Origin of the sequence: Streptomyces sp. NPDC026673 (assembly GCF_040638135.1) — a bacterium.
In the GTDB taxonomy this organism is placed as follows: Bacteria; Actinomycetota; Actinomycetes; order Streptomycetales; family Streptomycetaceae; genus Actinacidiphila.
Genome location: NZ_JBEZXR010000052.1, coordinates 22,706 through 42,229, shown reverse-complemented (window position 1 = coordinate 42,229; position 19,524 = coordinate 22,706). Strand labels below are relative to the sequence as shown.

General features: G+C 69.2%; 19 protein-coding genes, 1 tRNA gene and 4 pseudogenes. 10 read left to right on the top strand and 14 right to left on the bottom strand.

The window, feature by feature from the left end; genetic code table 11:
* Positions 1-522 precede the first annotated feature (522 nt).
* Positions 523-2,586, top strand: coding sequence for a cell wall-binding repeat-containing protein (locus AB0F62_RS29155; protein ID WP_361805555.1), 2,064 nt, complete (start codon positions 523-525; stop codon positions 2,584-2,586).
* A gap of 127 nt (positions 2,587-2,713) precedes the next feature.
* Positions 2,714-2,902: pseudogene (locus tag AB0F62_RS29150) on the top strand (aldo/keto reductase); the annotation flags it as partial.
* 26 nt (positions 2,903-2,928) lie between these two features.
* Here the strand turns inward: AB0F62_RS29150 and AB0F62_RS29145 are convergent.
* Together AB0F62_RS29145 and AB0F62_RS29140 are read right to left on the bottom strand one after the other, a co-directional pair.
* Positions 2,929-3,669: pseudogene (locus tag AB0F62_RS29145) on the bottom strand (class I SAM-dependent methyltransferase); the annotation flags it as partial.
* A 345-nt stretch (positions 3,670-4,014) separates the two neighbouring features.
* Entirely contained in the window at positions 4,015-4,626 is a 612-nt protein-coding gene (locus AB0F62_RS29140; RefSeq protein ID WP_361805552.1) for a hypothetical protein, read from the bottom strand.
* Positions 4,627-4,876: 250 nt separating this feature from the next.
* Here AB0F62_RS29140 and AB0F62_RS29135 point away from each other — a divergent pair, with 250 nt between their 5' ends.
* Both AB0F62_RS29135 and AB0F62_RS29130 read left to right on the top strand, forming a co-directional pair.
* Entirely contained in the window at positions 4,877-5,317 is a 441-nt protein-coding gene (locus AB0F62_RS29135) for a VOC family protein (protein WP_361805549.1), read from the top strand.
* A gap of 235 nt (positions 5,318-5,552) precedes the next feature.
* The gene (locus tag AB0F62_RS29130) at positions 5,553-5,705 is read left to right on the top strand and encodes a hypothetical protein (RefSeq protein ID WP_361805546.1); all 153 of its coding nucleotides are present in this window, start codon (positions 5,553-5,555) and stop codon (positions 5,703-5,705) included.
* Positions 5,706-6,069: 364 nt separating this feature from the next.
* On the opposite strand, the gene AB0F62_RS29125 is transcribed toward AB0F62_RS29130, so the two are convergent.
* The gene (locus AB0F62_RS29125) at positions 6,070-6,327 is read right to left on the bottom strand and encodes a LuxR C-terminal-related transcriptional regulator (protein WP_361805543.1); all 258 of its coding nucleotides are present in this window, start codon (positions 6,325-6,327) and stop codon (positions 6,070-6,072) included.
* A gap of 709 nt (positions 6,328-7,036) precedes the next feature.
* Entirely contained in the window at positions 7,037-7,342 is a 306-nt protein-coding gene (locus AB0F62_RS29120) for a hypothetical protein (protein WP_361805540.1), read from the bottom strand.
* A gap of 201 nt (positions 7,343-7,543) precedes the next feature.
* Here AB0F62_RS29120 and AB0F62_RS29115 point away from each other — a divergent pair, with 201 nt between their 5' ends.
* Positions 7,544-8,521, top strand: a complete 978-nt coding sequence (locus AB0F62_RS29115) for a helix-turn-helix transcriptional regulator (protein ID WP_361805537.1) — start codon at positions 7,544-7,546, stop codon at positions 8,519-8,521.
* Positions 8,522-8,635: 114 nt separating this feature from the next.
* On the opposite strand, the gene AB0F62_RS29110 is transcribed toward AB0F62_RS29115, so the two are convergent.
* The 4 genes and pseudogenes from AB0F62_RS29110 to AB0F62_RS29095 all read right to left on the bottom strand — a co-directional run bounded on the left by AB0F62_RS29110 (position 8,636) and on the right by AB0F62_RS29095 (position 10,803).
* Entirely contained in the window at positions 8,636-9,079 is a 444-nt protein-coding gene (locus AB0F62_RS29110; RefSeq protein ID WP_361805534.1) for a hypothetical protein, read from the bottom strand.
* 301 nt (positions 9,080-9,380) lie between these two features.
* Positions 9,381-9,755, bottom strand: coding sequence for a hypothetical protein (locus AB0F62_RS29105; protein ID WP_361805531.1), 375 nt, complete (start codon positions 9,753-9,755; stop codon positions 9,381-9,383).
* Positions 9,752-9,877: pseudogene (locus AB0F62_RS29100) on the bottom strand (NUDIX hydrolase); the annotation flags it as partial. The pseudogene AB0F62_RS29100 and the gene AB0F62_RS29105, both read right to left, overlap by 4 nt.
* 323 nt (positions 9,878-10,200) lie before the next feature.
* Positions 10,201-10,803 carry a hypothetical protein gene (locus tag AB0F62_RS29095; protein ID WP_361805528.1) on the bottom strand — a complete coding sequence of 201 codons (603 nt, stop codon included), beginning with the start codon at positions 10,801-10,803 and terminating at the stop codon, positions 10,201-10,203.
* A gap of 276 nt (positions 10,804-11,079) precedes the next feature.
* Between AB0F62_RS29095 and AB0F62_RS29090 the strand changes: the two are divergent.
* Positions 11,080-11,268: pseudogene (locus AB0F62_RS29090) on the top strand (tyrosine-type recombinase/integrase); the annotation flags it as partial.
* A 298-nt stretch (positions 11,269-11,566) separates the two neighbouring features.
* Here the strand turns inward: AB0F62_RS29090 and AB0F62_RS29085 are convergent.
* Positions 11,567-11,857 (bottom strand): hypothetical protein, encoded by a 291-nt coding sequence (locus AB0F62_RS29085; RefSeq protein WP_361805525.1) that lies wholly within the window; start codon positions 11,855-11,857, stop codon positions 11,567-11,569.
* 570 nt (positions 11,858-12,427) lie between these two features.
* A complete protein-coding gene (locus AB0F62_RS29080; protein ID WP_361805522.1) occupies positions 12,428-12,997 on the bottom strand; it encodes a DUF3592 domain-containing protein in 570 nt (189 codons plus the stop codon).
* Positions 12,998-13,236: 239 nt separating this feature from the next.
* Here AB0F62_RS29080 and AB0F62_RS29075 point away from each other — a divergent pair, with 239 nt between their 5' ends.
* On the top strand, positions 13,237-13,821 hold the full coding sequence (locus tag AB0F62_RS29075; RefSeq protein ID WP_361805519.1) for a site-specific integrase: 585 nt from the start codon (positions 13,237-13,239) through the stop codon (positions 13,819-13,821).
* A 91-nt stretch (positions 13,822-13,912) separates the two neighbouring features.
* Here AB0F62_RS29075 and AB0F62_RS29070 read toward each other — a convergent pair.
* Together AB0F62_RS29070 and AB0F62_RS29065 are read right to left on the bottom strand one after the other, a co-directional pair.
* Positions 13,913-13,985: transfer RNA gene (locus tag AB0F62_RS29070), tRNA-Arg, on the bottom strand.
* Positions 13,986-14,285: 300 nt separating this feature from the next.
* Positions 14,286-14,768 carry a MarR family transcriptional regulator gene (locus AB0F62_RS29065; RefSeq protein ID WP_361805516.1) on the bottom strand — a complete coding sequence of 161 codons (483 nt, stop codon included), beginning with the start codon at positions 14,766-14,768 and terminating at the stop codon, positions 14,286-14,288.
* Between the two features lie 104 nt (positions 14,769-14,872).
* Here AB0F62_RS29065 and AB0F62_RS29060 point away from each other — a divergent pair, with 104 nt between their 5' ends.
* The 3 genes from AB0F62_RS29060 (at position 14,873) to AB0F62_RS29050 (ending at position 17,934) form a co-directional block, all read left to right on the top strand.
* On the top strand, positions 14,873-15,283 hold the full coding sequence (locus tag AB0F62_RS29060; protein ID WP_361805513.1) for an organic hydroperoxide resistance protein: 411 nt from the start codon (positions 14,873-14,875) through the stop codon (positions 15,281-15,283).
* 382 nt (positions 15,284-15,665) lie between these two features.
* Positions 15,666-16,295: a TetR/AcrR family transcriptional regulator gene (locus AB0F62_RS29055; RefSeq protein ID WP_361805510.1), complete on the top strand. Its 630-nt coding sequence runs from the start codon at positions 15,666-15,668 to the stop codon at positions 16,293-16,295.
* A 121-nt stretch (positions 16,296-16,416) separates the two neighbouring features.
* Entirely contained in the window at positions 16,417-17,934 is a 1,518-nt protein-coding gene (locus tag AB0F62_RS29050; RefSeq protein WP_361805507.1) for an MFS transporter, read from the top strand.
* 93 nt (positions 17,935-18,027) lie between these two features.
* On the opposite strand, the gene AB0F62_RS29045 is transcribed toward AB0F62_RS29050, so the two are convergent.
* Both AB0F62_RS29045 and ribA read right to left on the bottom strand, forming a co-directional pair.
* Positions 18,028-18,795: a class III extradiol ring-cleavage dioxygenase gene (locus tag AB0F62_RS29045; protein ID WP_361805504.1), complete on the bottom strand. Its 768-nt coding sequence runs from the start codon at positions 18,793-18,795 to the stop codon at positions 18,028-18,030.
* A gap of 10 nt (positions 18,796-18,805) precedes the next feature.
* Positions 18,806-19,456: a GTP cyclohydrolase II gene (ribA, locus tag AB0F62_RS29040; protein ID WP_361805501.1), complete on the bottom strand. Its 651-nt coding sequence runs from the start codon at positions 19,454-19,456 to the stop codon at positions 18,806-18,808.
* Between the last annotated feature and the right edge of the window lie 68 nt (positions 19,457-19,524).

Here is a 19,524-nt window from a genome sequence, read left to right as displayed (position 1 = left end):
ACGCGGTCATCTTGTGATGATCCGCAACGGAGGTCAACACCCGCGCCCCGGGGGTGGGCCGCTGGATCGCGCGGGGGCGGGGAACGCGGTGGAATGCCCCCATCCGCCCCAAGGAAGCGGTTCCCGTCCAAGGCCGCCGACGTGGCCGCCCGGGTGGCGCTCCCGGGACCAGGCTCCCTCCGGCCGGTTCCCGTCCCCTTCCCGTATCCCAGGCCCGCGGAAGCCGGCGGCCGGGTCCGGCGGGCCGGACCCGCAACGGGCGGCGTCCGCTGCGGAGATGGCACCCCGCGGAGCGTTTGTTCACCGGATGTTCGAACTCGCGTTCCGGCAGGCCGCCGCGCATCACGTAGTGTCCATCCGCTGGCGAGCGATCACCGAGGCCGGGAGCGCTCCGCAGGGCGCGGGCGACGACGTCGCAGGGGCGACCACGCATTCGCATGCCTTCCTCCGCACACCCTGGGATGCGCCGGGCCGAGGTTCTCGGCGGCAGGTAGTACAGCACTCTTCGTTGGGGGGCTTTTGTTGAATCCTCGTTCTCGCCGCACCCTCGCGGCAGTCACGTCGGCCGCCTCGCTGGCGGCCGGCCTGCTCGGTGCCGCGGCGCCGGGCGCACAGGCCGCGCCGAATGACGTCGCGCCCGGTCAGATCGCGCTGTACGGAGGCTCGAACGGCGTCGCGATCGTCAACTCGAACGGTACGGGCCTGCGTTCCGTTCCCAATATCCCGAACAGCGGCCTCACGCCGAACTGGGCACCCGACGGCAGCAAGGTGGTGGCCGGGGCGGGCCAGCAGCTGTCCACGGGCAGGGTTTCCGGTACGACGTCGCTTACCGCCCTCCCGCCGACGACCAAGGTCCGTTCCAGCGCGGTCTACGAGGACCCGACCTTCTGGCTGGGCGGCCAGTACGTGGTGTTCAGCACCGGTGGTCAGCTGGTCTACGGTCCCTCGGACGGCTCCTGGGAGCCGGAGCCGCTGCTGACCGCGGCGCAGGAACCCTCGACGGTGTGCGATGTGCACCCCACGGCGAGCCCGGTGGGCACACTGGCCTTCGAGCGGCGCACCAACTACGGCTGCGACGACAGCCAGGGCATCTGGACCTACGATCCGGACACCAAGGCCCTCAAGAAGATCATCGCTTCCGGAACCTCCCCGGTGTTCTCGGCGGACGGCGGCAAACTGGTCTTCGTGCGTCTGGTGGACGACTGGGCGCAGCTGTTCACGGCGAACGCGGACGGCTCCGACGTCCGGCAGGTGACCTCGGACCCGACCGACCACCTGTCGCCGTCCTGGGATCCCGCCGGCGGCCGGATCGCCTACGACGCCCACACCTCGCACGCCGGCTGGTCGAACGACGTCCAGACGGTGCGCATCCTCGACCTGGCGACCGGGAACTCCACCGAGCTCACCGGTGCCGGGAAGGGTGCCAGGCCCGCCTGGCAGCCGCTGCGGACGAACAACCTGTACCGGGTCTACGGCACCGGCTCCATCGGCATCGACGGGGCCGCCTCCCGCTGGACCTTCGACAAGGTGGGCGCGCCGCACGTGCCGGGCCTGCTCACCGCCAAGTCCGCGGTACTGGTCAACAAGGGCAACTCCACCTACTCGGCCCCGGCCATCGCGCTGGCCGCCGAGAAGCAGGGCCCGGTCCTGATGACCTCCGGCAGCGGTCTGGACACGGCCGCCGCCACGGAGCTCAAGCGTTCGCTCCCCAAGGGCAGCACCGTCTACCTGCCCGGCAGCACCCGCATCCTGTCCGCCAAGGTGGCCAGCCAGGTGCAGGCCCTCGGCTACAAGCCGCTGCGGCTCGACGCCCCCGACCTGGCGTCGCTGTCCGTGCGGGTCGCCAAGCAGATCAGCTCGGCCCCGAGCTGGATCTTCGTCGCCGACGGCGACGAGTACCACGACCCGATCGCGGCCGCCACGGCCGCGGGCGCGCTGGGGTACCGCGGCACGGGTGTGGTGCTGCTGACGAGGGGCAAGACCGTCCCCGCCTCCGTCAAGTCCTTCCTGAACAGCCTGAACCCGAGCAGGACCAACCTGGTGACGGTCGGCTACAACGCCAACTATGCGATAGGGCACTTGACCCTCAACAAGGTCTGGAGCTACTGGAGCATCGGTGGGAAGACCCACGAGGACGTGGCCGCCAACCTGGCCCGCTTCTGGTGGTCGGCGCCGACGGGTGCCACCGTCGAGGACACCTGGAGCTGGCAGAACGCCGTCGTCGGCGGCGCCGCCACCGCCGAGTACGGACCGATGCTCTGGTCCACCCAGGGCACGCTCTCGTCGCCCACGGCGTACTACCTGAGCCAGCGCGCCGCGAGCATCTCGTACGTCCAGACCTTCGGCGGCAACGCCTCGTACTCGCCCGCCAACCGCACGGCGATCGGTTCCTCGATCGCCGCGAGCAGCGCCTGGACGTCCACCATCTGGGCGGCGGCCGGTGAGCTGCCGGCCACGGCCTCCGCCACGGCGCGCTCCGCCCGGGGCACCGCCCCGGCCACCGGCGACGAGGGGCGGCCCGTGGCCGGTCCCACACCGGGGACCGACCGGCACCTGCCCGCCCCGCAGGGGCGCAGCGCCCGCTGACCCGGGACGTACCCAGGGGCCCGGTGGCCCGCCGCAACCGGCGGACCACCGGGCCCCGCCGGTTCCCGGCGCGGCTCAGGGGCAGCGCGCTGTGACGTGCCCTGCCGCGAGGCGGGCACAGGGGCGACGGCGGAACACCGACCTCGCGGCCAAGGTCCGCGAGGCCGCCGACCGGGTCGCCGCCACTCCCGCGCAGGTCGCCCTCGCCTGGCTCCTCGCCCAGGGGCCGTACGGCGTCCCCATCCCCGGCACCAAGACCCCGAAGTACCTCACCGACAACGCGGGCGCCGCACACGCCCGGCTGTCCCCGGTCGACTTCGCCGCCCCCCGGCCGCGGCGGGTTCAGACGATCAGCAGGCGCAGGCCGAGTTCCGCCGCGTCGAGATCGGCGAGGCCGCGGTTGCGTTCCGCCCACCGGCCGGAGGCGAGATCGTCGCGGAGGCTCCGCACGGCGCGCCGCTCGGCGTCCGGCCCGACTCTGGACCAGACCGACACACCGCGACGCACGTTCTCGTCCAGGTAGGCCTCGGGCCGGCGCCAGTACGCCTCGAAGAAGCCGTCGACGCAGTCCCACGGGATGAGCACGGATTCCACGCGGGCACCGATCGCGTCGGCCAGCTCGGTCAGCGAGGGCCGGCCGGCAAGGAGGCCGGCGACTTCGGGAAGGTAGTCGCGGGTGAGCCAGAACCGGCCAAGCCACCCGGCGTCACTGGTGTCGTGTGTGAAGACCACCACCCGGCGGGCCACACGCCGCATCTCGCGCAGGCCCGCGATCGGATCCTGCCAGTGATGGATGCTGGCGAAGGCCATCGCGGCGTCGAAGGACCGGTCCCGGAACGGAAGGCTCTCCGCGACGGCGGCCACGCACCGTGCCGCGCCCGCGGGACGCTGCGCACGCATGAGCGCCGACGGCTCCACCGCCGTGACCTCGCGGTCGGGGGGCTCGTAGGAGCCGGTGCCGGCCCCGACGTTCACCACCGTCCGCGCGTCGCCGAGCGCAGCCCACACCCTTGCGGCGATCCGCGGCTCGGTGCGCCGCGTCACGGTGTACGTGGCCCCGATGGTGTCGTACAACTGCCCGCCGGACATGTCGCCGCCTCCCTGGCCGTCGCCGGCCCCACGCGGCGCACGGGGCCGACCCCCACCTTCGTGCCGCGGCGACCAGGATCAAAGACCCTATTCGGACTATCGCCTGATCGCACCGTGATGCACGGTCTGGGGTCCGAAGACGGGAAGTCCCCGACAGGCCGGGACCACGGTGTCGTCCAGCGATCGAGAACCGAGTGCGGCGATACAGGATGTTCAGCGGGATGACGGCACGGACGACGGCGTCACCAGCCTCTCCGACTGTCCGCACGCCGCCGGGCCCGAACCGGCGCCGGGGCGTCGGTCACCCAGCGGACCGGCGCCGTTGTGGCGGTTGGGCCCTCACTCCCCCTCGGCCAGCGCCGGCACTTCATGTTCGGGGAACAAGCCGCAGGCTCGCATCGCCTCGGCGGCTCGCGGGTCCATCAGGAGGACGAGTCCCTCATTGCCACCCGCGTAGAGGGTGTGAGCACGCAGCGCGCTGTGCCCGGCCGCCGCGAGCAGCCGGTTGACGACCGCCAGGGGCCGGACGGTCGACAAAGCCCACGGATCCCCGCCCTCCCAGTCCTCGGGCCTCCACACCACGCAACGGATCCCATTGATCGACACCATGTAGTCGTCGGCATCCGAGACCGTCTCGACCTCCAGCACCACTCCGCATCGCACCAGGGCCGGCGCCAGCGCTCGGAGGAACCTCTCGACCCCGCCCTCGGCCAGTTCCTCTCCGTCCGCGAAGAACAGGATCCGCGCGGAGAGAAAGTCGGAATGCAGCGGATAGCAGCCGGTCGCGACCTCGGCCACGGCCGACTCGCGCAGCTCCGCCGACAGGTGATCCCACAACCCGTAGCGGTGCAGCGCCTCGGCCATCACGCGATGACGCTCATCACCCCGCCACGGATCATCGCCCGCGTCCCTGGGCCGAAACCGTCTGGCCGCCTCGTCGTCACACGTCATGGCCGACGGTACCGCGCTGATCCGACACTGCCGCCGGACCCGGGATGTCCGTTCCCGGACCCTCGGGAGCCTGCGGCCACGCCGCTGCCCTGATCGCCACCCCGCACAGCGCGGCAACCACCGTGTGGGCCCTCGTGGGAGCCATTCTCATCGTGCCGGCGGTCCGGGGATGTCGAGAACGTGCCACCGGCTCCGTCCCAGGGGCACCAGCGGCCATCACGGGCCGCACGAGGAAGAAGGAGAGACCAGCGTGGCGATTCAGCGGATGGACAACGTCGGCATCGTCGTCGAGGACATGGATGCCGCCATCGCTTTCTTCGTGGAACTCGGTATGGAGCTGGAAGGCAGGGCGGAGGTCGAGGGCCTCTTCGCCGACCAGTGCACCGGACTCGAGGGCGTTCGATGTGACATCGCGATGGTCCGGACCCCGGACGGTCACAGCCGGCTCGAGCTGGCGAAGTACCGCAGCCCCGCGGCGATCAGCGCCGGGCCGCGCAATCGGCCGCACAACATCCTGGGCACGCACCGCGTCATGTTCGCCGTCGACGACATCGAGGACACCGTTGCCCGCCTGCGCCCTCACGGCGCCGAACTCGTCGGCGAGATCGCCCGGTTCGAGGACAGCCATCTGCTCTGCTACATCCGCGGCCCCGAGGGCATCATCGTCGGACTCGCCGAGCAGCTGCGCTGAGAGGGACCCCGCACCATGCTCGGTGCGGGGCTCTTTCCGAACACGGAGGCGATGAGCCACCTGTTCCAGCGGCACTTCGATGCCGACACCGCCGCCGGCTCGACGCACCCATCGGCCTATATCGAAGGTCCAATTGCGGGCCATTTGATTCGGAACTCAACATGAGTGCATCAGATTCCGACCGAGTCGCCCGCCGGGCGATCGAGGTCGGTTGTCAGGCGTGAGGGGACAGGAAATGACTCGCATCAAGAAGACTCTGGTCGCCGCTTTTCTGGCGGGGACCGTCATGGCCGGTATTGCTGTTGTCGGCACCGGATCGGACTCGGCAGTGCTCGCGGACCGCATCATTCCCCCGGGCACCATTTGCGGCATGTGCTACGTCCCGTAAATCCCTCCCGGACGTGTTGCCGACGAGTCGCTTCGCGCTGGGATGGCATCGAAAACGACGAGCGGCCTGATCGGATTCATTCCGGTCGGGTCCTCCCGTCGTTTCACGGAACGCGGGCGGCCGGAGCCCTCTGCCGAGCGGAGCGGATACGGCACGGGGGCGGCGTGGGGCTTGCGTGACACCACTCGTTCAGCAGCGGGATCAGCCGTGCCGGCGTTCGACGGCAGCCGGCAGGCGACGTCGCGCGGTTAGGCGGGTCGCCGCCCGCACGACGGTTCGCAGCCATGAATTTCGTACCTCGCGGCCGGGGGATGCCAGGCTCCAGGCGCCAACCCAGCTGTCGTACTCGGATCGGTTCGTCCGACTACTGCTGCGAGCCGCCCCACATGCACGGGTGGAGATAGGCGAGTGCGGCGACGGCTGCCGCGGTACGGCTCTCCAGTCCCAATTTCAGAAGGATGCGCCCGACATGCGCCTTGGTCGTACCTTCGGATACGCCCAGTCGGCGAGCGATCGAATGGTTGGTCTCGCCGGTCGCGAGGAGCACCATGACCTGGTGCTCGCGCTCCGACAATTGGCCGATCCGGCTGATGGCCGACCGCAGGTGGGGGAGATCCTGCAATGGGTTCGCACCTGCTGGTGCGATATGACCTGACATGAATGTTCGCAATCGTTCGGAACGGCCTGAGCGCGGTGCTCGAATCGGTTGTCAGGGAGTATGGGGAGCGCGCGGTCCCCAGAGTCCGCTGTTGCTTTCGGCATCCTCGGGTCCGATGGCCGAATGTTCCGTGGCCAGAGTCGCAAAACGCGGTCGGGAATCACCGGTGGTCATTCCGGAGTCGATCATTACCGCAGCCGTCAAGGCCACGACTGCACCGGTGACCGCGATGGAGTTCGCGAGACGAGTACCGATCATGGGTGGGTCCTCCGTGAGTGCTCTGCGAAACGCCATGTGCCCTGAGAGCAACGTGCGGCGTTCCCTCTCCGGCCACCCAGCCTCGGGTGCCGCCGGCCAGCCTTGCCGATCTGCGGCATCCACGGAAGGATTCGCCGCTGGACTCAAGAGGCCCTGGCCCAAAGGGTCCACGATGACACCCGGCCACTCCGGGCGAGTCATGGGCCGAGTGGCAGTGCCATGGCGGTGATACAGCCGGCACGCCTGCCCGGCGCCGGGCCGAAGCACCGGCCCGGCAGGATTCCGGCCCGTGCCGACCGACGTGACGCCACAGCTGCGGACCGTGCGTCCGGGGTCGACTGAACAGGACACGAGCCTGCTGCCGGATTGTGCCCCTGCAGTCCCATCGGACGTCACCCGGCCCGGTTGGAAGGGCTCACCGCAACCCCGCTTCGTAGAAGGCCCGGACGAAGGCGGCGCTGCATCGGACGAGGGCGTAACCGGCGAGACTGCTCTCCGAGCCGAGCGCGTCCAGACAGGCCGTCTCGGCGGCCTGTTCGGCCTCCTCGAGGGTTTCGGCGGCGACGAAGAGCCCGAGGACCGGTGCCCCCGGGTGTTCCAGGTGAGGGGTGACGTGCTCGATGCTCGCGGAACCGGTCGGCCGCGCACGGATCCGGTCTCGGATGCCTGCGGGCAACGGGATCTCCCCCGGTCCCAGCAGATGGGCGTGAATGAGGTACATGGCGCAACCCTGCCCGGCCACCTCCGGTTCGCCTAGTGCCGCCCGGAGGCCTTTTACGTCCATGGACGCAAGGGGCCTCGTTCCTTTGGAGGTGAAATATTGTCAAGTCAAACAACATGCGGAATGATCAACGGTAAAGGGGAGGCAAACGGGGGACGTTACCGGCACGCGTGAAGGCAACGAGGGGACGTGGGCAAAGGCATGGCACTCGACAGGCAGGCAGAAGCGGTCTACCGGGAGATGCTGACCCGCCCCACGGTCACTCGCGCCGAACTCGCCACCTTGCTAGGGGAGACCGAGGAAGCCGTCGGGGCCGCGCTCGACCGACTGAGCGGCTTCGCGCTCATGCACCAGGAGGAAGCCGGTCCCGCGAGTGCCGTCTCGCCCGAGACCAGTATGGAACGGCTCCTGGTCCGTCAGCAGGCGCAGCTCGCCGCGTTGCAGCAGAGGATCGAGACCTCCCGCGCCACCACCGCCCAGCTCATGGCCGAATGCGCCGACCTCGTCCGAAGCGGGAACACCGCGGGAACCGAGCGCCTGGTCGGCATCGCGGCGATCCGCTCGCGCATCGCCGAACTCACCGGCCGGCTCGGCAAGGAGATCATGACCTTCGCCCCGGGCGGGGCGCAGCGCCCCGAGGACCTGATGGAGGCCCGGAGCGTTGATCGGCCGATGCTCGAACGTGGGGTCAGGATGCGCACGCTGTGGCTGAACAGCATCCGCAACGACGTTCCCACGCTGGAGTACGCCCAGTGGCTCCACTCCCTTGACGGACAAGTACGCACCGTACCCAGCCTCCCGGTGCGGATGATCATCATGGACCGCGAGTGCGCCATCCTCCCGGCAAGCACGGACGACGCCACCATCGGCGCGGTGGTGGTCCACAGTCCGGGGATCACGGCCGCCTTGTGCGCCCTGTTCGAGGCTTTCTGGGAAGCGGGAACAGCGCTGGGCGCTCCCCGACAGCTGGACGACCAAGGCCTGACGCCTCAGGAGAGGGAGTTCCTCAACCTCCTCGGCCAAGGGCTCACCGACCAGGCGATCGCCGTTCGACTTGGGATCTCTCATCGCACCGCACGCCGTATCGCGGCAGTCCTCATGGAAAAACTCGACGCGCGCAGCCGCTTCCAGGCCGGCCTCAGAGCCGCCGCACGCGGGTGGCTCCACCCCCACCAATGAGACGTCCTCAGTAGCCGCACAGCCGAGTGCTCTCCGGGGCAGGAGATCACCCCCGCGTTGCTCGGATCGGGAGTCGACGTAGGGGGCGGCGCATCTGGTGCCGCCGTCCCCTGCTCATCCATGGAGCGGCAGGCTCGTTTCATCGTCACTCATCGCGGTGTAGACGGTGAGGCAGGATGCGACGACGTCGACCTCCGAGGGTCCTACGATCCGGAGCCGAACCAACTCGGGGAGGTCGGCAGAACGGTCGATGAGACCGATGGCATCGGCAGGCCAGGGGTGCGGCAGCCGCGGGAGATGGTCCAGCAGGATCTCGTCAATGAAGGAGTTCCGGACCGCGACCGGATCTCCTGTCTCGACGCGGTGCAGATAGGTGAGCGAGATGACGACGTCCGGCTTGTGCGGCCCCTCCCTGAGGAAGACATCCACACAGTCACCGTCCTCCACGGCCCCGAACGAGACCCGTTCGACGGAGTAGCTCGCGCATGGCGCCAGCATGTGGCCGGCTCTCAGGCAGCGGTTCTTGAATACATCCCCCGCCTCGACTGCGTCACTCATGGTCTGAGGCTAGGGCTCACTGCCGGCCCTCGACCCGGGCGACCGGCAATTCTGGAAGCGATGCGCCAACCCTGCCATGTGCCGCGGCTGTCCCTGTAGTTTGCGCGCACGCCGGGACTGGCTGTCATCCTTCGCGTGCCGAGGCCGCGAACAGCCCCTCGTCCTTCTGGGACGGGAACCGGTCCATGATGGCGTCGCGCAGCGCCCCCGCGGGGCCACTGCTGGCGGTGCCGAGCGGGGCGGAGACACGCGCTCGGGCGCCGCCGGGTGCCGACGGGTGCTTTGACGAAGTGGGGAAGTCCTACCGCGCCGCTTGATCGTGCTCGGCTCGGAACTCGTCCAGGAGGCTGAAGAACAGGTCGAGGGGCGGAGTGCCCGCGGCTTCCGCTGCCCGTTCGATCTCCCTCGACCAGCCCAGGGAGCTCTCGTAGCCCAAGCCGAGCCGCGGACCGAGCCACTTGTTGAACGGTCCCCCGGGTTCGAAGTCTGTTGTCGACGGTATCCCGTTGATCTCGCATGCGACGTGGTACCCGTACAGGATCGAGGCGAGGTGGAAGATGGAACTGCCTCGCACATAGATGCCCGGCCGTAGGCGCACCTCGTCGAGGTAGTCGTAGACGTCCTCAAGTTCGTCGAGTCGCCGTGGCCGGCGGTTGTCCTGCTCAGCCTGCGTCATGCGGACTCCTTCAGCTGCTTGCCGTCGTGACTGCGGACGTGGGGGCCGTCCCCGTCCAGTGCGTCCAAGAGCCGGATCGCGCAGGCCTCGGACATTCACTCTGCGATCTCTTCAGGTGTGAGCCGCAGGAGAACAGCCCTTGAACAGCAACAACGGCCGGGGGCGGATTCGCCGACCACGCGCACTGTCCGGCCGTACCTGACCACCAGTCACGTAGGGTACGCGAGGGGTACGGGTTCTGCCGTCAGGATCCTGCGCAGCACCCCGACAACGCAGCGCCGAGTCGGATTCCCTCCAGTGACGGTGAACGCTGAGCTTGGGAATCACCGATTCTGACTTGTCTGAGACTGGTTGTGACCCGCTACGTGACCGCATCCTGCACAGAGCGGTTGAACTCGCCGACGAATCCGATTGGCCGAGGCTCACCAACTGATCGGGCACGGGCTTACGAACTGGTCCGCGAACTGACCGCCCGCCGCCGGCGATGGGACAGGATACGACGACGAGTGGCGCGCCGAAGGAGGGGACCGTAGGGCCGGAGCTCCCGTTGCATGGCCATGAGGCAGAGTTCTAGCTCTGGTTGGTTTTCATAGCGGTACCCGGGGTCTTCCTGGTCGAACGCTTCATCGCCCTGTGCTGGAGGGGTCCGCCAGGCGCTCTGGCGGAACGGTCCGCCCAGTCTGCGGGTCTCACGTACGAGATCCGTGTACGCCATGGCTACGATCCGGGATTCCAATTCCAGCAGGGCACGGAAGTTCTGCATGTGCTCCAGCGTCGTGTATGTCAGTTCCCCGAGAGCTGCCCGCGTCTCCTCGTCACTGCGGGCGCGCCACCGTATCCGGTACGGAAGATCTTGGTAGGCCCGAACTGCCGCTAGAGCGCTTGCGAAAAGGTCGCGCCGCTGAGTTCGTCGGCTGGCGTACTGGTTGGCCAAGTAGCCCAGGACTGTCACCAGTGCCGCCACGCCAGCGGCCAGCAGCGCAACCTGATTCGACGTTTCCAACGGGACCTCCCCCGGCAGCGAGACGCAGAGTATCGAGAGGTTCATCGGGCATCCACGGGTCAGGGCGAAGAGGGCCCGGTCGGCGTGCACGCCTTCCAAGTCTGTTGGCCCTTGTCGCTACCCATACATGACCGTTCACCTGTGTCTGAGCCCGTTCGGCCGATCCGGTCAGACGCTGCTGCCGCACAGCGGGGTACGGCCCCGGACGCTGGGGAATGAGACGGAAACTGAGACGGCTGCAGCATCGGGCCGTAGAAGTGGACTGGGCTGAGATTCGCCGGATGTGCCAGGTTGAGGGGCTGTCGGCAGGGGCGGTGGCTCGATGCTCGGCATGGCTGCGCCACGCTGCTGACTGCGGCCGGCGTCGCGTCCCGGGTCATCATGGAGATCCTGGGGCACAGCCAGATCAGCATCACGATGGATGTGTACACCCACGTCGCGCACGACACCGAGCGGGAAGCCATCAGCCACATGGACCGCCTGCTCAAGCGCCGACTGCCGGGCGCCTGAGAACCGGTTGCCGTCAAACCCTGCCGTCAAAAAGGCCCGCACCATGATCGGTGCGGGCCTTTTCCCTTGTGCCCCAGGCAGGATTCGAACCTGCGACACCCGCTTTAGGAGCGAGGTGGGGCGATCACCGGCCTGACCTGCAGATTCCCCGCCTTGGACGGAGTGGGCGGTGCGTCCCCCTGCACACCGCGATTCCCCCTGACTCCCCGCCCGACGTGGCACGGTTGTGGCACGCGCCTGCACCTCGGCGTGGGCAACGGCGTGGCGGTTGCTTGGGTCAGCCAGGGGCGTCAGTCCGTTATTGCGGGATCATCGTCACGACTCCGCCGAGCAGGAACAGCGCCCCCCAGGCCATCAGGAAATACGGCGCCACCTTGTCAGTGATCCGCTGGACCATCTGGCGACCGTGCTTATCTCTCGCTTTGGGTTCCGGCTGAGGTACAGCCCGCTTGCCCTGTCTCCAAAGCAGGACTCCCGCCACGATCGCGCCGATACCGAGGACTATGAACGGAAGGGACTGAACCGGCGACCAGTCGCGCGCTACGCACTGACCGTTTTGCCAGGTCTCGTTGCTGTTGCAGCTGTGCATCTACCCCCCCTGTGGATTGGAGGATCTTAGCTGTATCGCGCAGGCGGACGCATACGGTCGGTGTGGAGTTTCAATGACTCGGTCAGGCCCCGCCGTACTCGGATCGTGGAGCGCCAGTTTGGAAGACTGAGGCTCCGGACTACGCCTCACCTGGGCGGACGCTGAACTGCGGCAACACCTTCCAGTCACCGTTGTTCCCCGTGGCTCCCCGCTCGGCACCACTTCACGTGGCACGGCTGTGGCACACGGCCCAGGTCACTTTCGGTGGAGGTGACTTCCGAGCGCCACTGCCGCGATGGGCACTGCGCCTTGAAATGCGCACCTGGCCAAACTCCACGGAGGGTCCATAAGTCGGCCTACCAGCCACCACACGGCTGTTGCTGCGACCCAACCCGCAATCCAGCCGACTGCACTCCGTACGCCCGCCTGCCTGTCATGCACAGGCGGATGGTACATGCTGCACCTTGCCGCGCGGTCGGTGTGGAGTCTCAATGGCTGAGGCAACCCGCCGGTTCGGCGCCCCTCGATGCGAACTATGGGCACGACGGTCGCTGAGGTCTGCCGGGCGCGTCAGTCGGTCCCCGGGAGCCGGTGACGGTCATCCGTGAGTGCCGAGGTTGCTGTACTGCGTTGCTGTACAGCATGACGCCGGCGGAACCAGACGACACCAGAGGTCGCCAAGAGGATCACCCCAACCAACAGCGTTGCCGAGGACAGGATCAGGCTTCGCACCCCGGTGTCACTTTCTTGGGCAACGTGCGATGGGTTAGCCGGGTTATAGACGATCTTGATCCGATCGCCGTCGTGGAGCCCTCTCTGGTTGACGTTCTCTGGCAAGAGACGGTGAGTCTCGGTCCTGTCGGCAACCTCGAAAGTGACCCACCACTTAGGGTCCTCGCGCGTCCCGCGGTCATGTGCAGCAGCTGTGGCGTGGGTCCCGTTTCGAAGTTCGACCGCGATGGGCGCCGTTATGGCCGCGATCCACGTCCCCCCAACCAGGATCAGCAACGCGATCACGAGCAGGGCGGCCGGATTGCTCCAGAGCCAATCGCTGTCGTCGCGGCCACTCTTCGGGAACTTCGACGGATCCCAGCGCACACCAGCCTGAGCACGACCTCTAGCAGCGTCGCCGGATTGCATGGCAGAACCGTACGCTGGGGGTCACGTCGTCGGTAGGCCCTCACCCGTATGCGAACAGGTGCTGCCAGTCGTGCACTTTGGCAACTCCGAGCCGCAGCGACGGATACTGCTGGCGCGTAGAGGCTTTGGGCTGGAGCTGCCATGGGGCGAGAGATCGGGGCCCGTAAGCTTGCGGCGACTCGGGCGGTCTGTGGACCTGGTACGACGTGCCGGAGCGGCCGGTCCTCACCGTGACGGAGGTGTACGCCGTTGCGGAGGCGATGGGCCCGCGCTACCGACTGCTGGTTCTCCTGGCGGCCTTCACCGGGCTGCGCTTCGGGGAGCTGGCGTCGCTCCGCCGGCGGGACGTGGACACGGCCAACGCCGTGCTTATGGTCCGGCGCTCGCAGGCAGAGATGCAGACCGGAGCCCTCTTCGACAAGTCACCGAAGTCCGACGCCGGTATCCGGCCGGTGGCTTTCCCGAGCGAACTCCTGCCGGATGTTGAGCGCCACCTCGACACCTATGCCGGGCCTGGCCGTGACGGTCACGTCTTTCTCGGCCCCCAGGGCGGGCAGCTGCGGCGGAGCAACTTCCGGGACGACTGGATCCGCGCGCGGACCAAGGCGGGCATCACGGCAGACGTGCACTTCCACGATCTCCGGCACACGGGGAACACCCTCGCCGCCTCCGGCGCGAGCCTGCGGGAGCTGATGACCAGGATGGGGCACAGCACGCCGCGTGCGGCGCTGATCTATCAGCACATGGTCAACGGCCGTGACCGCGAGATCGCCGATCGGCTCGGCTCGATGATCCGTGAGGCGCGGGGCGACGTGGACTCGTAGCGGCACGTTGTGGCACGGAAGTGGCACGGCCGTGACCACGAGAAAGGGCCAGTTCGAGGGCATCAAGCCCCTGAACTGCCCCTTCACTATGTGCCCCAGGCAGGATTCGAACCTGCGACACCCGCTTTAGGAGAGCGGTGCTCTATCCCCTGAGCTACTGAGGCGAAGGCGTGGGACAGCCTAGCGGATGCAGCTCAGGGGTGGGTCGGCGATTGCTCCGTGCCCGGGGGTCCGGAGGGTCGGGCCTGCCGCCCGGGCGCGGGAGGTGCCGGGGTGCGGCGGGGTGGTTCGGCGCCGTGCGTGGTCCGGCGGCGCGGACGCCCCCGGGGCGTACGGATCAGCGGCGGCCCGGCGCCGTCCGGCTCGCGGCGTCCGAGTCGTCGGCGCGGGCCCGCACCCCGCCGTGCTTCCCGGCGCGCGATGCCGCGGAGGCCGCGGCGTGAACCCGCCACCCCCGGCGGGCGTCAGCCGCAGGGCGGGCCGTCGTCCAGGTCGGCCGCGGCGAGGGCGGCGGTGAGGCGGTCGACGCGGGTGCGCAGGTCGTTGATCTCCTCCAGGTCGAGGCCGGTGGCCGCGGAGATGCGGCGGGGCACCTGCAGGGCCTTCTCGTGCAGCGCGGTGCCGGCGGTGGTGAGGCGGACGGTGACGGAGCGCTCGTCGTCGGCGGAGCGCTCGCGGCGTACGAGATCCGCGGCCTCGAGGCGCTTGAGGAGCGGCGAGAGGGTGCCGGAGTCGAGCCGCAGATGCTCGCCGATCTTCTTGACCGGCAGGGCGCCGTGCTCCCAGAGCACGAGCATCACCAGGTACTGGGGGTAGGTGAGGCCCAGGTCCTTGAGCACGACCCGGTAGACGCCGCCGAAGGCGCGTGAGGCGGCGTGCAGGGAGAAGCAGATCTGGTTCTCGAGCCGGAGGGAGTCCTCGGCGCGGGCGGGCGCGGTGGCGGTCATGGGACCAGGGTAGCTCGGCGGTCCACGTTTGAGTTGTGCGCAACTGAATTGTGTGCTCTACTTATGGTCAACGAGATCGCAACCGATCGAAAGAGGACGTTCCCATGGACGCGCTGTACACCGCTGTCGCCACCGCCAACGGCCGCGATGGTCGCGCCGTCAGCTCCGACGGCCAGCTCGACCTGGCGCTGGCAATGCCCCCGGCGCTCGGCGGCAACGGTCAGGGCACCAACCCCGAGCAGCTCTTTGCCGCCGGTTACGCCGCGTGCTTCGCCAGCGCCCTGGCCCTGGTCGGGCGGCAGGCGAAGGTGGACACCAGCGAGATCTCGGTGACCGCCGAGGTGACCATCGGCAAGGACGAGACGAGCTTCGGCCTCGCGGTCGTGCTCCGCGCCGAGCTGCCGTCGGAGCTGGACAACGAGGCCGGCCGCACCCTGATCGAGCAGGCCCACCAGGTGTGCCCCTACTCCAAGGCGACCCGCGGCAACATCCCGGTCGAGCTCGTCGTGGAGTAACGAGCCACCGGCACCGCGCGGGAGCGCGGTGGCAGCGGCAGAGTGAGGAAGGGCCCCGGGCGCGCGACAGCGCCCGGGGCCCTTCCCGCGTTCCCGGTGCCGTGTGGTCGGCCTTCCGTCCGATGTGCCCGGCGTCCGTGCCCGGCATGTGGTGCCCGGCATGCGGTGCCCGGCGTCCGTGCGCGGCGCCCCCGCGCGGCCTCCGCGTACCGTGGCCGGGGCCTTCAAACGTCCCTGCGAACTCCGCGCGCTGATTGTGACTCAGCTCACAAGCGGCACTCGAAATATCCGGGGACCACCTCCCCGTTTACAGCTACGTCGCACAAACGGGGACTCGCTCCCCGGAACCCGGTACCGCAAGGGACAGAGAGGAGTGGCCGCCATGGCAGTCGCCGCAGTGAAGCTTCGCGCGGACGCCACGCGCAATCGCGAGCGGATCATCGCCGCCGCGCGTGAGGCGCTCCTCGAGCACGGTGTCGACGCCCCGCTGGACGAGATCGCCAAGCGGGCCGGCGTGGGCAACGCCACCGTCTACCGGCACTTCGCCGACCGCCAGGAGCTCGCGCTCCAGGTGGCCCTGTCGGTGATGGACCGGATCACCGAGCGGGCCGAGGCGGCGCTGGCACAGGAGCCGGACGCCTTCGACGCGCTGCGCCGCTTCGTGCACGAGGCGGCCGACGAGCGTGTGGGTGCGCTGTGCCCGATGCTCGCCACCGGCTTCGGCAAGGGGGACCCGCGGCTCGAGGAGCGCCGCGTACGCCTGCAGCACGCGATCGAGGAACTGATGGCCGCCGGGCGACGGTCCGGACGGCTCCGCGCCGACATCGACGTCGGCGACGTGATGGTCGCGGTGAGCCAACTCACACGACCGCTGCCCGGACATCACTGCGGCAACATGGAGCGCTTCATCCGCCGTCATCTGCAGCTGTTCGTGGACGGTCTGGAGGCGCCGGCGCGCTCCGAACTCCCGGGGAACGGCACCACGTTCGAGGACCTGCGGCAATGTCGCTGAGCTCCGCCCGCCGAACCGGCGCCCCCGCGTAATTCACTCGTCCACAACATTTCCTTTACGTACCGTAAGTCCTCTTCGTCTTCACTGTCGTCATCTCTTCGTACCGTTAGTGAGTTCACCCATGCCTGATACGGCACATGCCCAGCGCTGGAAAGCGCTGGCCTTCATCGCGATAGCCCAGCTGATGGTCGTCCTCGACGGCACCATCGTGAACATCGCCCTTCCCTCCGCCCAGACCGACCTGGGCATCTCCGACGCGAACAAGCAGTGGGTCATCACCGCCTACGCGCTGGTCTTCGGTGGTCTGCTGCTCTTCGGCGGACGCATCGCGGACATGTGGGGCCGCCGCCGCACCTTCGTCACCGGCCTCATCGGCTTCGCCGTCGCCTCGGCGCTCGGTGGCGCCGCCGCCAACGAGGCGGTGCTCTTCGGTGCCCGTGCCCTGCAGGGTGCCTTCGGCGCGCTGCTCGCGCCGGCCGCGCTGTCGCTTCTCGCGGTGATGTTCACCGAGGCCAAGGAGCGCGCCAAGGCGTTCGGCATCTTCGGTGCCATCGCCGGTGGTGGCGGTGCCGTCGGCCTGATCCTCGGTGGTGTGCTCACCGAGTACCTGGACTGGCGCTGGACGTTCTTCGTGAACATCCCCTTCGCCGCCGTCGCCGTGTTCGGTGCCATGCGGGTCATCCACGAGCCCGCCGGCAGCCGCAACAGCAGCAGTCTCGACGTTCCCGGTGCGCTGCTGGCCACGCTCGGCCTGGTCTCGCTGGTCTACGGCTTCACCCGCGCCGAGTCCGACGGCTGGGGTGCGGGCGTGACCATCGGCCTGTTCGTCGCCGCGGTCGTGCTGCTGGCCGCCTTCCTGGTGCTCGAGAGCCGGGTGAAGGCGCCGCTGCTGCCGCTGCGCGTGGTGACCGACCGCAACCGCGGTGGTGTGTACCTGTCGCTCGGTCTGGCCATCATCGCGATGTTCGGCCTCTTCCTCTTCCTCGGCTACTACCTGCAGGTCGTGCAGGGCTACACCGCCCTCAAGACCGGCTTCGCCTTCCTCCCGATGATCGCGGGCATGATCACCGGCTCGACGCAGATCGGCGCGCGCCTGATGAACCGCGTCCGGCCGCGGCTGCTGATGACCCCGGGCTTCCTGCTGGCGGCGGTGGGCATGCTGATCCTGACCCAGCTCGAGGTCGGCAGCTCCTACGCGGGTCTGATCCTCCCGGCCGAGATCCTGCTCGGCCTCGGCATGGGTACGGCGTTCATGCCGGCCATGAGCCTGGCCACGCACGGCGTCGAGCCGCGTGACGCGGGCGTCGCCTCCGCGATGGTCAACACCTCGCAGCAGGTGGGCGGTGCCATCGGTACGGCGCTGCTGAACACCATCGCGGCCAGCGCGACCACCTCGTGGATCGCCTCGCACGCCACCGAGGCCCGCACGCTCGGCAAGCAGGGCTTCATCAACGCCGCGGCCGTGCACGGCTACTCCACCGCCATCTGGTGGGCGGCCGGCATCCTGGCGCTCTCCGCGGTCATCGCCTTCACCTTCGTGAACGCGGGCAACGGCGGCGGCGCGGTCGCGGCGTCGGGCGGCAAGGACGGCGACTCCGCCGAGGACGCGGACCTGGCCGTCCCGGTGATCGCTCACTGACGGACGTCCGAGACGACGGCACGTCGGACGACGGCGAGCACGACGAAGGGCCCCGCCTCATGCGAGGAGGCGGGGCCCTTCGGCGCGCCGAGCCTATCCGCCGAACTGCACGGACCGCTTGGCCAGCCCCATCCAGAAGCCGTCGATGACGCTGCGCTGCGTGCCGAGGTCGCCCTCTGCCGCGCCCATCGTGACGAAGAGCGGCGCGAAGTGCTCGGTCCGGGGGTGGGCGAGCCGCCCGGCGGGGGACTTGTGCTCGAAGTCCAGCAGGGCGTCCACGTCCTGGCCGTCCAGGGCGCGGTGGCCCCAGTCGTCGAACTCCGCCGACCAGCCGGGGACGCCGCCGGCGTGCCGCAGCGCGGCGAGGTTGTGGGTGAAGAAGCCGCTGCCGACGATCAGCACGCCCTCGTCGCGCAGCGGGGCGAGCCGCCGGCCGAGGTCCATCAGCTTCTGCGGGTCGAGGGTGGGCATCGAGACCTGGAGTACGGGGATGTCGGCGTCCGGGTACATCTCGACGAGGGGGACGTACGCCCCGTGGTCCAGGCCGCGGTCCGGGATGTCCTGGACGGGGTTGCCCGTGCCGCGCAGCAGCTTGCGCACGGAGTCGGCCAGGGCGGGCGCGCCGGGCGCCGCGTACCGCACCTCGTAGTAGTGCCGGGGGAAGCCCCAGAAGTCGTAGACGAGCGGGACCGTGGTGGTCGCGCCGAGCGCGAGCGGGGCCTCCTCCCAGTGCGCCGAGACCATCAGGATCGCGGTGGGGCGCGGGATGCCGGCCGACCAGGCGGCCAGTTCACCGGGCCACGCCGGATCGTCGGCCAGCGGAGGGGCGCCGTGCGAGAGGTAGAGGGCGGGCATGCGCATGGGAGCCTCCTCAGGCCGGGAGGTCGAGGGTGTGGTGGGTGTGCTCGGCCTTGGCGCGCAGGTACCGCACGTTGTCCCGGGTCAGGTGGACTCCGGTCGGCACGCGTTCGCCGACCGTGACGCCGAGCGCGGCCAGCTGCTCGGCCTTGTCGGGGTTGTTGCTGAGCAGGCGGATCGCGTCCACGCCGAGCGCGCCCAGCATCTGGGCGGCGGCGGTGTAGTCGCGCTCGTCGTCGAGGCGGCCGAGGGCGCGGTTGGCGGCGTAGGTGTCCAGGCCGCCGTCCTGGAGCGCGTACGCGTCGAGCTTGGCGTACAGGCCGATGCCGCGGCCTTCCTGGCGCAGGTAGAGCAGGTAGCCGCCCGCCTCGGCGATCCGCTGCGCGGCCTCGCGCAGCTGGGGCCCGCAGTCGCAGCGCTCGGAGCCGAAGACGTCTCCCGTCAGGCATTCGGAGTGGGGCCGGACCAGCGGCGACGGCGAGTCCTGGTACGCGCCGAGGCCGAGCGCGATGTGCTCCTTGCCGTCGGTGAGGCCGGTGAAGGTGAAGACGTCGGCGGCGGTGGTCCAGCCGTCGGGGAAGCGCAGGGGGATCCGTACCTGGGTGCGGACGGCCGCCCGCGGCGGGGCGGGCGCTGCGTCCGGTGCGGTCGGGTCGGTCGTCATGCGGAGTCCCCTTGCTGGAAGAGTTCCTTGAAGTTTCAAGCCGACGTCCGGAACCTACTGCCGATTGC